Raw genomic sequence first — 13,160 nt, 5'->3', positions numbered from 1 at the left:
GCCGCGCTATGCTAGGCAGGCTGCCGGGCGCGGACATTTGCATCGCACGAAGCGATGCTGATCATCATGATAGCTGATTCAAATTGCGCCCGGCCGGACACGCGGGCGCATGCGCGGCCCGGGCGATGAGCCGCGCTGGCCGCTCAGCCCGCGATCGGCCGATCGCTGCTGCCGCGCACCACCAGCGACGGCGTCAGCCGCACGCTGGCCGGGTTGCCGCCGGCGATCTTGCGCAGCAGCAGCTCTAGCGCCAACCGCCCCATTTCATGCATGGGCGAGTGGACCGTGGTCAGGCCGATGGGCAGGGCGCCCGCCAGCGGCGTGTCGTTGTAGCCCACCACGGCCACGTCGCGGCCGGCCTCCAGGCCGTGCTCGCGCGCCGCGCCCATCACGCCCACCGCCAGGAAGTCGTTGACCGCGAAGATGGCGGTAGGTCGGTCCGGGCCGGCCAGCAGGCGCGCACCCACCTGGCGGCCGGCGTCGGTGTCGAACGGGCTCTCGAGGCGCCATGCCTGCGGGATGTCGACGCCGTGCCGCGCACAGGCCGCGAAGAAACCCGCCGAGCGGTCGCGGCCGGTGCTGGTGAAGGGTTCGCCCGCCATCACCGCGATGCGCCGGTGGCCCATGGCCAGCAGATGCTCGGCGGCCAGCCGGCCGCCTTCGACATCGTCGCAGGTCACCGCGCAGTGGTCGTCGGCGTGGCGGCTGACCAGCACGAAGGGCACGTCGCGCTGCGCCAGTTCGGCCAGCAGCGCATTGGGCGCCGCGTCCGCGTAGCTGTGGGCATCGCCCAGGATCAGGCCGTCCACCCGCCTGGCCAGCGCCATGTCGATCAGCTTGCGCTGCTTGTCGGGCACGTCCTGGGTGTTGGAGACGAAGGTCAGGTAGCCGTGTTCGGCGGCGGCCTCATCGATGCCTTCGTAGATGGTGGCCAGCACCATGTCCGACAGGCGCGGCACCAGCACGCCGATGGTGCGGCTGCGACGCGTCTTAAGGCTGGCGGCGTGCGGATTGGTCCGATACTGCAACTCGGCGGCCAGCGCTCGGACCCGTTTGACCGTGTCGGGCGCGGCGGCGGCGCGCGCGTCGTCGTCGGATCCGTTGAGGACGCGGGACACGGTCGACACGTTCAGACCGAGCTGCCGCGCCAGGCTTTGCAGCGTGACAGGGCGGGATTTGTTCATGGGGCTGGAGGATACACGCACGAATACCGTCTTAGGGGCTTTGGCGGCAACCTAGGGTTTACACGGTGTCGATTTTTGTTTTCCGAGCCCTTAGCATTGCGCGACCCAAACGTTTGGGTATATCGACTGGATTGATCGCAATGACACCTGAATCCCGGAACTCGCGGTTCCGTTACCGAATTTTCTCGATGGTCGTGCTGCTGGCACTGATCAACTACATCGACCGTGGCGCCATGTCCTATGCCGCCGCCCACATCACCGGCGAATACGGCCTGGACCGCGGCGACTGGGGCGCCGTGCTGGGCTACTTCGGTTACGGCTACATGGTCGGCGCGCTGTTCGGCGGGATGCTGGCCGACCGGTTCGGCCCGCGCAAGGTCTGGATCGTGGCCGGCGTGACCTGGTCGATCTTCGAGATCGCCACCGCCTGGGCCGGCGACTTCGGCCTGGCCTTCCTGGGCGGCTCGGCGCTGGCGGGCTTTGCCACCATCCGCATCCTGTTCGGCGCGGCCGAGGGGCCTGCGTACTCCATCATCAACAAGACCATCGCCAACTGGGCCACGCCGCGCGAGCGCGGCTTCGTGGTCGGCTTCGGACTGCTCAGCACGCCGCTGGGCGCCCTGCTGACGGCGCCGGTGGCGGTGGGCCTGCTGAGCCTGACCGGCAGCTGGCGCGCCATGTTCTACATTCTGGGCGCGGCTGGCCTGCTGGTGCTGGTGCTGTTCATGCGCATCTTCACCGACCGGCCCGACACCAATCCGCGCGTGTCCCCCGCGGAGTTGAGCGAAATTCAGGCGGCGCGCGCCGAGCAGGCGGCCGCCGGGCAGGGCGGCGACGGGCCGGCGCTGCCGTGGTGGAGCTTCTTTCGCAGCAAGACCCTGCTGCTGAACACGCTGGGCTATTTCTCGTTCAACTACGTCAACTTCCTGCTGCTGACCTGGACGCCCAAATACCTGCAGGACACCTTCGGCTACAGCCTGTCGTCGCTCTGGTACATGGGCATGATTCCCTGGACCGGCGCCTGCGTCACGGTGCTGCTGGGCGGCCGCATATCCGACTTGCTGTTCAAGCGTACCGGCAGTCTGAAGATCGCGCGCAGCTGGCTGGCCGCGGCCTGCCTGCTGGCCACCACCCTGTGCTTCCTGCTGGTATCGCAGGCGCAATCGGTGGTCGCCGTGATCGCGCTGATGACCCTGGCCAACGCGCTCAATGCGCTGCCCAACTCGGTCTACTGGGCGGTGGTGATCGATACCGCGCCCGCCAGCCGCGTCGGCACCTTCAGCGGCCTGATGCACTTCTTTGCCAATATCGCCTCGATCCTGGCGCCGACCCTGACCGGCTACCTGGCGGCGCGCCACGGCTATTCGGTCATGTTCGTGGCCGCCTCGGTCGCCACCGCGGTTGGCATGATCGCCATGCTGCAGGTGCGTCCGGGCGTCGGCCCACGCCTGCCCGCCAAATACCAGGGAGCTACACCATGAATCCGCAATCGATCCCCACCCCGGCGCTGGCCGTCGAACCCGGCTTTTTCGCCGGCCGCTCCGTCGCCGGGCTGCAGGATGCCATGCGCCAGGGCGCGCTCGACGCCGAGGCGCTGGTGCGCCACGCGGCGGCGGCTATCGAGCGCCTGAACCCGCAATTGAACGCCTTCGTGCACGTGGACGTCGACGCCGCCCTGGCCGCCGCCCGCGCGCTGGATGCCGAGCGGGCCCGTGGCCAGGTGCGCGGGCCGCTGCATGGCATCCCGGTCGCCATCAAGGACAACGTCGATACCGGCGACATGCCCACCACCATGGGCGCGGCGCATTTCCTGGGACATCGGCCGGCGGCGGACGCCGACTGCGTGGCGCTGTTGCGCGCGGCCGGCGCCATCGTCATCGGCAAGACCCTCACCCACGAATTCGCCTACGGCCCCACCGGCGACCGTAGCGCGCAGGGCGCGGCGCGCAATCCCTGGCGCACCAGCCAGATCACGGGGGGCTCCAGCGCCGGCAGCGGCGCCGCGGTGGCCGCCGGCATGGTGCCGCTGGCGCTGGGCACCGACACCGGCGGGTCAGTGCGCGTGCCGGCGGCGTTGTGCGGCGTGGTCGGCTTCAAGCCGACCCATGGCCGCGTATCGGCGCGCGGCGTGTTCCCGCTGGCGCCCAGCATCGAGGATGCCGGCGTGCTGGCCAACAGCGTCGAGGACGCGCAGGTCTTCATGCAGGCGCTGTCCGGCGGCGCCATCGGCCCCTACGCCGACGCCGCCGATCCCGGCCTGGCCGCGCCGCGCATGATGTGGGTGCCGAACGCGCCGTTCGCCATCGACGTTGCGGCCGTCACGGCTTGCGTGCGGGCCGCCGCCGAAGGCTTCGGTGGCGTGCTGGTCGACGGCGCCGAGGTCACCCGCCACGCCCGCGCGCTGCAGACGGCGCTGGGCGCCATCCAGCGTTCGGAGGCCTATGCGGTGCATGCCGAGCGCGTCGAGGACGAGCCCGCCAAGTTTGATCCCGAAGTGCTGGAGCGCCTGCGCGCCTCGCGCCCGGTGCAGGGCTGGGAATATGTCCGCGCGCGCAACGTCCGCGAGCACTTGCGCGGCGTGTTCGCGGGACTCTTCGAGCAGGTCGATGTGCTGGCGTTGCCGGCGGTGGCGATTCCCGCGCCGGCGCTGCAGCAGCGCAGCGTGGCCGGTCCCGGCAGCGCCGCCGTGCGCGAGACGCTGCTGGGCCTGACCAATCCCTGGAACCTGCTGGGGTTGCCGGCTATCGCCTTGCCGGCCGGCTTCGTCGACGGCCTGCCCGTGGCGCTGCAACTGGTGGCGGCCGAAGGCGCCGACGCGCGCCTGCTGGCGCTGGCGGCGCTCCATTGGCGCCGGCCCGGGGCCAGGCTGGCCGGCTAGGCGCAAGCCCCAGCATCCGATTGCAGATAAGACGCCGGCCCGGCCGCCCATTCATCCTCGGGGCGGCCGCCCCGACAGCAGGGGCCGGCAGGGCGAAACCGGGTAAAGACGGGGATTCGCCTTCGCTTACATTACACTCTGCGGTGTACCTCAATCGACGTTCCCGGACGAGGGCGTTGTGCTTCCGTTCCGTTTCGCCGCTATTTCCTCCGCCGCCGATGATTGATGATCTGGTTCAACTGGGCAAGCTGGTCAGCCTGGGCCTGGCGCTGATGCTGCCGCTGGCCAATCCCTTGACGTCCATGACCATGCTGTTGTCCCTCGGACAGCATATTCCCTACAAGGAGCGCGACCGCCAGATCCAGCAGGCCGCGTGTTACGTCGTGGGCATCATGCTGGTGACGTACTACGCCGGCGCCTGGATCATGGCCACGTTCGGTATCTCGATCCCGGGACTGCGCATCGCCGGCGGCATGATCGTGGTCAGCATCGGCTTCAGCATGCTGTTTCCGGCGGCCGCCAATGCAGCCAGCGACGAGCGCGAGGCCGACGTCGCCGCCGACGTGGCGCTGCACCGGCAGGTGCCGAACATCGCTTTCGTGCCGCTGGCGCTGCCGGGGACGGCGGGCCCCGGCACCATCGCCATGATCATCAGCGCGGCTTCGACGGCCGGGGGCGAGACCGCGAGCCATTATCCCGCCTGGACCATCGCCGTCGCGCCGCTCATCGTTTTCGTGCTGCTGGGGGTGTTGTTCTGGGTTTGCCTGCGCTCGGCCGGCCGCATCGTCGCCCTCATCGGCAACGGCGGGGTCGAGGCCATTTCGCGCATCATGGGCTTTCTGCTGGTCTGCATGGGCGTGCAGTTCGTCATCAACGGCGTGCTGGAAATCGTGAGCCAACATGGCGGCGTTCTCTGACGCCAGGCCGGCCGGCCTGGCCGTGCGCTGCCTGCGGGGACTGGGCCGGGTCGTGCTCAGCCTGCTGATGTTGTTCTCCATCGCCTGGGCCTGCCTGGCGTTCTGGTACCAGGGGCCGGCGGCGGCCTGGGGCAAGGGCGTGCTGATGCTGGCCTGGGTCGCGCTGGGGTTGTATGCCCTGCTGCGCCTGTGGCATGGCGCCGGCCGCTGGCGGCGCCGCCCGGCCTTATGGGCCTATCTGCTGGCGGTGATCGCGCTGGCGGTCTGGTGGCAGGGCATCGCGCCTTCCAATGACCGGGTCTGGGCCGACGACGTCGCCCGTACGCTGCGCGGCAGCGTCAGCGGCAGCATCGTCACGCTGGACAATGTGCGCGACTTCAAATGGCGCTCGGACAGTGACTACACGGCGCGCTGGGAGACCCGGGTCTATGACCTGAACGACCTGCGTTCGGTCGACATGGTGCTGTCGTACTGGGACGGTCCGGCCATTGCCCACACGCTGGTCTCGTTCGGTTTCGCCGATGGCCGCCATGTGGTGTTCTCGGTCGAGATCCGCAAGGAACGCGGCGAGCAGTTCTCCGAGCTGGGCGGATTCTTCAAGAAATTCGAGCTGAGCGTGGTGGCCGCCGATGAGCGCGACATCCTCTATGTGCGCGCCGGGCCGCGCGCCGAGAACGTCTATATCTATCCGGTGCGGATGCCCGCCGACGCCATGCGCGAGCTGTTCCTGTCGTATGTCAGTACCGCAAACGCGCTGGCCGACACGCCGCGCTTCTATCACACCGTCACCGCCAACTGCACCACGCTGGTGTACCGCATGGTGCGGGCCATCGTGCCCGGCCTGCCACTGGACTACCGTATCCTGCTGTCGGGATATCTGCCCGAATACCTCTATGAGCAGGGGGGGCTCGATACCCAGGTGCCCTTGCAGGCCTTGCGCGAACGCGGCTTCGTCGGCATTCCGCCGATTCTGGGGGAAGACTCCATCGGTTTCTCGCGGACGATCCGGCGCCACCTGCGCGCCGAGCCGTCGGGAGGCGCGCCATGATCCCGTTGCGCGCCGTATTGCTGGCGCTGTTGTTGGCCGTGCTGGTGTTCCTGGCGCTGCGTACGCCGGGCGTGTGGCTCTATGACGTCATCGCCCACCGCCTGCGCGGCCGGCAGGCCGGGCAGGCGGCGGGCGATCCGCGCCGCCAGGGCCAGACCTTGGCGCGGCGCGCGAATCATGCGCGTCAGTCGGGGTAGGGGCGGGGCAGCAGCGCCAGGGGGCACGGGGCTCGCGCGGGGATGTCACCGCGTATCATGACGGATTGCTCGGGATAAGCGGCAGGACACGGCATGGAATCAGGCATGAGGCCCGGAAATTCGCGGGTGCAGCGCTTCGGCTTGAACGCCACGGGCCGCGATTTGGCGGTGGGCGACATCCACGGCCATTTCGGCCGGCTCGATGCCGCGCTGGCCGCTGCCAGGTTCTCGCCCGAGAATGACCGATTATTTGCGGTAGGCGACCTCGTCGATCGCGGGCCGGAGTCCGCCGATGTTCTGGCTTGGCTGGAGCGCCCGTGGTTTCATGCGATTTGCGGGAATCACGATCTCATGACGTGGCGGCGGGCATTGAACAACCCCATCCCCCACGTCGATCATCGTGTCCACGGCGGCGCATGGCTGGACGCATGCGATGGCGATACCCAGGCCCGCATCGGGGCATGCCTGCACGCCTTGCCGTTGGCAATCGAGGTGGAAACGCCGGGCGGTGTCGTCGGCCTGGTGCATGCCGACTTCCCGTATGACGACTGGCAAGCGATCCATGATGACACCTTCAGCGCGCAGGACGAGGATGCATGCCTGTGGTCCATAGACCGTTATCGACTGCAATATGCCCGGCCTGTCCGCAATGTGCGGGCGGTTGTCCATGGGCACATGACGCTGCGCAAGCCGGCGCAACTGGGCAATGTCTTCTACATCGACACGGGTGGATGGCAGGACAGCGGCAAGTTCACGCTGCTCGACTTGCACACGCTCAAGCCGTGGCACGGACGCCGCTGAGGTTGGTATCGGGGATACGGAAGCGGATCTTCAAGACCGGGCCTGTAGAAACAAAAAAGCCTTGGAACACATTGTGTTTCCAAGGCTTTTCCGTCTGGAATTTGGTGGAGCGGAGGAGGATCGAACTCCCGACCTTCGCATTGCGAACGCGACGCTCTCCCAGCTGAGCTACCGCCCCAAATCAAGCAAGAGCGCAACTATACAGGAATTTCCGCGTGCCGTGCAAGCTGGCGCGCTGGATTTTTTGCTCAATCGAATGTCAGCGTGGCCACCACCGGCGCATGGTCGGAGGGCTGCTCGTTGCGGCGCGGTTCCTTGTCGATCACGCAGGCGGTGCAGCGTTTGACCAGCGGCGCCGACAGCAGGATATGGTCGATGCGCAGGCCGGCATTGCGGCGGAACGCGAACTGGCGGTAATCCCACCACGAAAACGACTTTTCGGGCTGTTCAAACAGCCGGAAGGAATCGGCCAGCCCCAGGTCGACCAGGTCGCGCAGCGCCTGGCGCTCGGGTTCGGACACCAGCACCTGGCCTTCCCATTTTTCGGGGTTGTGCACGTCCTCGTCGGCCGGCGCGACGTTGTAGTCGCCCAGCACCGCCAGGCGCGGGTACTGCTTGATCTCGTCGGCCAGCCAGGCGCGCATGGCGGCGAACCATTCGAGCTTGTAGGCATACTTGTCGGAACCGACCGCCTGGCCGTTGGGGCAATAGGCGCAGACCACGCGCACGTCGCCGTCCGCGCTCGGGAAGGTCAGCGCCAGCACGCGCTGCTGCGGATCCTCGTAGGTTGGCAGGTTACGCACCATGGACGTGCCCGGCGCGCGCGATACGATGGCGACGCCGTTGTAGGTCTTCTGGCCGGCCCAGGCGGCGTGATAACCGGCTTCCTTGAACGCGTCCTCGGGAAACTTGTCGTCGGTCAGCTTCAGTTCCTGGATGCACAGCACGTCGACGGGATTGGCGGCCAGCCAGTCCAGCACCTGGGGCAGGCGCACGTTGAGGGAGTTGACGTTCCAGGTGGCTAATTTCATGGGGAGAATGCTGTTTATGGTTTCAGAGGGTTGGGAGGGATTCTCTAGGAAATCCTGGCTTCCGGCTACTGGCTTGGCTCGATTTGGAGCCGCTGCGCATCAATGCTACGGTAACTGCCATCCTCTACGACTTGGCGAATGCCAGTGACAGATGATTGATGCTCGATAGCTCTGCGCGGTACAGGTCGAATGTGGCGCCGCCCTTTATTTCGACGGTCGTCCTGGCCGGATAGGCGCCGACAAAGAATGCGACAACTTCCTCCTTGGCATCGACGGCCTTCTTGAGTTCTGCCATTTCTGTCATGAACGACTTCTTTCTCCGGGAGTCGTCGATGACTTCTTGGGAGACATGAACCCAGATCCGATAGGGCCGTCTTTCAACCCAAACGGAATCGGCGAAGCGCAGTCCGACGCCCTTGCCGTTGTATATCTTGAGGCCGTCAATCGGACCGTAGTAGATCAGCCCGATTTCGTCTCCAAAGTACCGAACCTTCTTGAAGAATCGACCGAATGGCTTTGTCTTTCCCGCGATGGTGAGGTTTCCATTCATGCCACCTTCATCCCCGCAGAGAAAGCAGTCCACCACAAGGTCGAGATAGCGCGTACAACTATTTGTCTTTCGCTTGGCTCCTGCGCCGCCATGGCCACGACTGCTACCACCACCCGTCCTCTCGTCGTCGGCGCCCTCGCCAGGGCCGAGGCCGCCATTTCCCTTGCGCTTGCGCGGGGTCAGATCCAGTTCTGTCGGGAAGTCGGTCGGCTTGTAGTCGTCCTCGCGTTCGGACGGCTTTCGTACCTTGCTGCCGTCAACGGGTGTCAGGAAGGCGCATCCCGCCTTGTGGTCTTCTTTCGTGCGAAAGTGCATCGCGCGCTTTGACTTGCGCACCATGTAGATGCCGACAGGCGTCAAACGAGTTCGACAGTCAGGGTCTTCGCAGCCGAACGTAAACTGCTTGCCACAGTGCTCGCCCTCTTCGTCGGTGTAGAGTTCGCGTGCTCGATATGGAGACAAGAGCGCTCCAAGTTCTTCACAATAGGCACGGCCAAATTTCATCGACATGTTCTTCAGTTCCTCTCCCGCCGACTCCGCCGGGACGGCTGGGTTCCTGCGCGGCTTGGGTTTTCGATTTGGCCGCGATGATCGTCATGCGGGCCTAGGCCGGATGTTCGGCCTGGACGACAAGGCGTACGCCCAGTGCCTTGCATACCTTGGCGATGGTGTCGAAGCGCGGACTCGCGCCTGCGCGCAACGCCTTGTACAGGGATTCCCGGCCAATACCGGCGGTCTCGGCAATTTGCGTCATGCCGCGAGCGCGCGCGGCAACTCCCAACGCCTGGGCAAGCTCACCGAAGTCTCCGTCCTCGATCACCTGTGTCAAGTAGGCGGCGATGCCCTTGTCGTCGCGCAGATAACGCGCAGGGTCGAAGGTGGGCAGTTCGGAAACCTTGATCGTCTTCTTGCTCATGATTGGTCTTCCTCGTCGTTTCTCAGCAATCTAGCAAGGGGGGCAGGAGGGCTTGGCGAGTCGACCCTTCCTTGTGTCCGAAACTGCAGGAAACGTCGAGGCGTAGCGCTTCACGAATGGTTCACTGCTTTCTGCAATTTGTGTGAACCAAAAGTGCGTTCAATCCGAATCGGAAAGTCATTGCATTCGTATAAATTATTATCAATTTGTATAATTTTCCAAACGCCAATATCCGTCCCTGATCGGAAGTTTCGCAGTCCTGAAAGAGAATAAAACAATGGCAGAACAACAGCAGGGCCGGCAGCCTGCAACATCTCAAGCACCGCGCATATTAGGGTTCTGGCGCGCCGTCGAGGCGTGCGTTCCGCAAAAAGCCGAGAAAGCCAACCCCGCCCACCCCGCCGAGCCTGTCTACCGGTTACGCGCGGACGAGTCCTTGCCCTGGTTCGATCCGAAACACCAGTCCAAACGCATTGCGCCGCGCCTTGCCTGGCGCTACACGCTGCAGGCGGGGCTTTACGATATTGAGCGGTTTGCGGCATTGCTGGAAGTCAAGCTGGGGGCGCACGAGGATGTGTACGACGAGCGCCGCCCCAGCGGCCAAGCCCGCCTCTTTGACCTGGCTTTCGACGAAGACGGCTATCCTCTGCCGCAGAGTTTCGTTCTGTCCCTGGCGTGTTGGGCGGCGGGGCAGATCCTGCATTACTCTGACGGCATCGCGGTGCTGGAAGACGGCGGCAGGATCGTCACGACCGGCTTGCCGGAAGCCAATCCGGAGATACCGAGTCCGAACAGCGGCTATGCGGGCTTCGACATGCTGGTTCGCCGGCTTATGCAGTGGCTCGTTGACGCCACGGCTGCGGCCAGACAGGAAAAAGCGCCGCCCACCCGTGCCTGGCTCGATGCGTTGAGCGGGCGCATTGCCGCCCTGTGTCTGCTGCCCGAGGGGATGATCTCCTCGACCCACGCCGCCAAATGCGTCCAGGTCAAGAGAGCCGAAGCGGCGGGCGATCAGGGTGTCTCCGATCCCCAGCCTGGGGATGATCTGCTGAATAGTTTCTTTGTTGGCGATCTCAACGCGCTGAGCCGTGCCTGGGTCAATGGCAATGTCGGGAAAGGGCTGGCCGAATATATCCAGGCTGTGGCAAGGTCGGATCGTGCGCGCGTGGATCTGCGCGAGGAACATGGGGTGGCGACTGCCTTCGCGGCGTTAAACCCCGCGGCTTTTCCTGCGGGAAGTTGGCCCTCGGATCATCCGCTTGCGTTCAGCCAGCAACTGGCCGTCAATGAACTGTGGCGCCAGCTCGAAGCCAAACCTGGAATTTTTGCCATCAATGGCCCCCCGGGCACGGGCAAGACCACCTTGCTACGCGATGTGGTGGCGGCGGTTGTCACTGCGCGCGCGGCACACCTGGCGCGGTTGGGAGGGCAGGCCTTTGCCGGGCGGACGAAGAAGAAACTGGGTGAATTCTGGTGCAACTATCGACCGTTGCACGCTGACCTGAGCGGGTTCGCCATCGTTGTGGCGTCCGCCAACAACGGCGCGGTGGAGAACATTTCGCTGGAACTGCCGGGCGTCAAGGCCGTCCCTGCCGATGCGGTCGAGCGCAGTGCGCATCCGGATGGTTACTACAAATGCCTGGCCGGCAACGTTCTGGGCAATGCCGCCTGGGGGCTCCTGGCGGCGCGCATGGGATCGAAGGCCAACCGTGGCGCGTTCATGAACAGCTTCTGGTGGAAGAATCCACCTGGCGTCCATTCCAGGAAAAATCAGCCGGACGCGCAAGACGATCCCACCCACGCGGCGCTTCTGGCTCGGTGGGACGCCAATCCCTTTGCCGAAAGTGGGGAAGGGCTACGCTATCACCTGAGCCGGATCATCGAGGGCGGGCGCAAACCAGAGATGAGTTGGACACAGGCCGTGGCCCGGTTCGAACAGGCGCAGGAGGCCGAACGTCAATGCCGAAGCGTCTTGGAGGCGAGTGCGAAACTTCCGGAGGCTGTCCTCAAGGCGCGCGCCCAGGCCGAGGAACTAGAACGTGGCATGCACGCTATCCAGGTCGAACTCGCGGCGCGACAAGTCGCGCTGCCGACGCTACAGGAGCGCGTCGACAACCTGCAAGCGCGGATGGCCGGTGCGCTCAAACAGTGTGCTGCGGCGCAAGACGAATTGGCCGGCCACGATCGGGCCAGGCCAGGATTGCTGATCTGGCTTTCGACTTGGGGACGCTCACACCGGGAATGGTGGAACCGGCGCAACCAGATCGATGCCCAAGTCAGGCAATCCAGGGCGGATCACGATACTCTGGCCGCAGAGTGCAAGAAGGCCAAGGCTGCTCATCAGGAGGCGGCCGGTGGGGACGAGAAGCTCAGGACAGCCTTGCGGCAAAAGCAGGTCGCTCATCAGCAGGCATTGGACAGGCTCGAAGCGGCCGGACACGCGTGCCGGCAGGCAATGCAACGCTTGGGGGCGTACTGGCCGCAAACGAGCGCCGATGACGCCGTCCGCGAATTGTCTTCGCCCTGGTCCACGCCGGCTTGGCGCCGCGCGCGGCAAGATCTGTTTCTGGCCGGATTGGATGTGCATCGTGCCTTCATCGAGTCCCATCCCCAGGAGATCATCGACAACCTTGGCTTGGCCTCGAACTGGCTCCAAGGTAAGGGCATGCCCGAAGACATGGCGCGCGTGGCGCTCGGTAGCCTCGCACTCGTGGTGCCGGTGATTTCCACGACCTTCGCCTCGATTCCTCGCATGTTCCATTCGCTTGGGCGGGAGTCGATCGGCTGGCTTTTGATCGACGAAGCTGGCCAGGCATTGCCTCAACAGGCCGCCGGTGCCATCTGGCGTGCGGCGCGCACCGTCGTGGTGGGCGATCCCAACCAGCTTGAACCCGTACTGGGCATGCCGGCAGCGGTCGAGGGCGCACTGGCTCGGCACTATGATGTACCTCGGGATTGGTGGCCCAGCTTCACATCGGCGCAGTGCCTGTCGGATCAGAGCATGTCGATGGGGACCTGGCTGCCGGGCAAGGAAAACGGGAAAGTCTGGGTCGGCTCGCCTCTGCGTGTACATCGCCGCTGCGATGATCCGATGTTCTCCATCAGCAACGAGATTGCTTATGACGGGCTGATGGTGCAAGGGAAATCGCCGTCCGCCCATTCGTGGCCGCATTGCCATTGGATCGACGTACGCGCGCAAACCAGTGCGGGCAATTGGGTGCCCGAGGAAGGGGAGGCTGCCAGGAAGCTGTTGCGATCGTTACAGGCTGAGCATCAGGTCGCGCCCAAGGACATTTTCCTGATCTCACCGTTCAAGGATGCGGCAACGCAACTGCGCGCGATGGCCAGGATGCTTGGGCTCGATCCCGCCAAGACCGGGACGGTGCACACGACCCAGGGCAAGGAGGCCGAAGTCGTTATCTTGGTGCTGGGCGGCAATCCGCAGCGCCCGGGGGCCAAGGATTGGGCTGCGCAAAGCCCCAACCTGCTCAATGTGGCGGTCAGCCGGGCCAAGGCCCGGCTGTATGTGATCGGCGATCGTGCCGCTTGGGGCCAACGCCCTTATTTCCGCGTTCTCGACCAGCGCCTTGGTGTTGGCGGCGAGGCGTGCTCGCATTGACCGCATCGGCCGGCGCGAC

11 protein-coding genes and 1 tRNA gene are annotated in these 13,160 nt (G+C 65.3%); 7 read left to right on the top strand and 5 right to left on the bottom strand.

The window, feature by feature from the left end; translation table 11 throughout:
* Positions 1 to 143: 143 nt before the first annotated feature.
* Complete coding sequence (locus tag K2W61_RS25245; protein ID WP_175141159.1) at positions 144 to 1,184, bottom strand: LacI family DNA-binding transcriptional regulator; 1,041 nt, start codon at positions 1,182 to 1,184, stop codon at positions 144 to 146.
* A gap of 140 nt (positions 1,185 to 1,324) precedes the next feature.
* On the opposite strand from K2W61_RS25245, the gene K2W61_RS25240 reads away from it, so the two are divergent.
* The 6 genes from K2W61_RS25240 to K2W61_RS25215 all read left to right on the top strand — a co-directional run bounded on the left by K2W61_RS25240 (position 1,325) and on the right by K2W61_RS25215 (position 7,025).
* On the top strand, positions 1,325 to 2,665 hold the full coding sequence (locus K2W61_RS25240) for an MFS transporter (protein WP_175141160.1): 1,341 nt from the start codon (positions 1,325 to 1,327) through the stop codon (positions 2,663 to 2,665).
* On the top strand, positions 2,662 to 4,062 hold the full coding sequence (locus tag K2W61_RS25235; RefSeq protein ID WP_236756780.1) for an amidase: 1,401 nt from the start codon (positions 2,662 to 2,664) through the stop codon (positions 4,060 to 4,062). Before K2W61_RS25240 ends, K2W61_RS25235 begins: the two co-directional genes overlap by 4 nt.
* 218 nt (positions 4,063 to 4,280) lie before the next feature.
* Entirely contained in the window at positions 4,281 to 4,979 is a 699-nt protein-coding gene (locus tag K2W61_RS25230; RefSeq protein ID WP_272909348.1) for a MarC family NAAT transporter, read from the top strand.
* A complete protein-coding gene (locus tag K2W61_RS25225) occupies positions 4,963 to 6,027 on the top strand; it encodes an Lnb N-terminal periplasmic domain-containing protein (protein ID WP_236756779.1) in 1,065 nt (354 codons plus the stop codon). The genes K2W61_RS25230 and K2W61_RS25225 overlap by 17 nt, the downstream gene beginning before the upstream one ends.
* Positions 6,024 to 6,224, top strand: a complete 201-nt coding sequence (locus tag K2W61_RS25220; protein WP_236756778.1) for a hypothetical protein — start codon at positions 6,024 to 6,026, stop codon at positions 6,222 to 6,224. The genes K2W61_RS25225 and K2W61_RS25220 overlap by 4 nt, the downstream gene beginning before the upstream one ends.
* A gap of 93 nt (positions 6,225 to 6,317) precedes the next feature.
* Positions 6,318 to 7,025, top strand: coding sequence for a metallophosphoesterase (locus K2W61_RS25215; RefSeq protein WP_236756777.1), 708 nt, complete (start codon positions 6,318 to 6,320; stop codon positions 7,023 to 7,025).
* 102 nt (positions 7,026 to 7,127) lie between these two features.
* Here K2W61_RS25215 and K2W61_RS25210 read toward each other — a convergent pair.
* The 4 genes from K2W61_RS25210 to K2W61_RS25195 all read right to left on the bottom strand — a co-directional run bounded on the left by K2W61_RS25210 (position 7,128) and on the right by K2W61_RS25195 (position 9,522).
* Positions 7,128 to 7,203 (bottom strand) — tRNA-Ala (locus K2W61_RS25210).
* 70 nt (positions 7,204 to 7,273) lie between these two features.
* A complete protein-coding gene (xth, locus tag K2W61_RS25205; protein WP_175141164.1) occupies positions 7,274 to 8,056 on the bottom strand; it encodes an exodeoxyribonuclease III in 783 nt (260 codons plus the stop codon).
* Between the two features lie 124 nt (positions 8,057 to 8,180).
* Positions 8,181 to 9,116: a hypothetical protein gene (locus K2W61_RS25200; protein WP_236756776.1), complete on the bottom strand. Its 936-nt coding sequence runs from the start codon at positions 9,114 to 9,116 to the stop codon at positions 8,181 to 8,183.
* A 94-nt stretch (positions 9,117 to 9,210) separates the two neighbouring features.
* Complete coding sequence (locus K2W61_RS25195) at positions 9,211 to 9,522, bottom strand: addiction module antidote protein (RefSeq protein WP_175131833.1); 312 nt, start codon at positions 9,520 to 9,522, stop codon at positions 9,211 to 9,213.
* A 277-nt stretch (positions 9,523 to 9,799) separates the two neighbouring features.
* On the opposite strand from K2W61_RS25195, the gene K2W61_RS25190 reads away from it, so the two are divergent.
* Complete coding sequence (locus tag K2W61_RS25190) at positions 9,800 to 13,141, top strand: DEAD/DEAH box helicase (protein ID WP_236756775.1); 3,342 nt, start codon at positions 9,800 to 9,802, stop codon at positions 13,139 to 13,141.
* Positions 13,142 to 13,160: the final 19 nt, after the last annotated feature.

This window comes from Achromobacter pulmonis (genome assembly GCF_021733725.1).
In the GTDB taxonomy this organism is placed as follows: domain Bacteria; phylum Pseudomonadota; class Gammaproteobacteria; order Burkholderiales; family Burkholderiaceae_B; genus Achromobacter; species Achromobacter pulmonis.
This window is presented reverse-complemented; position numbering and strand designations above follow the sequence as displayed.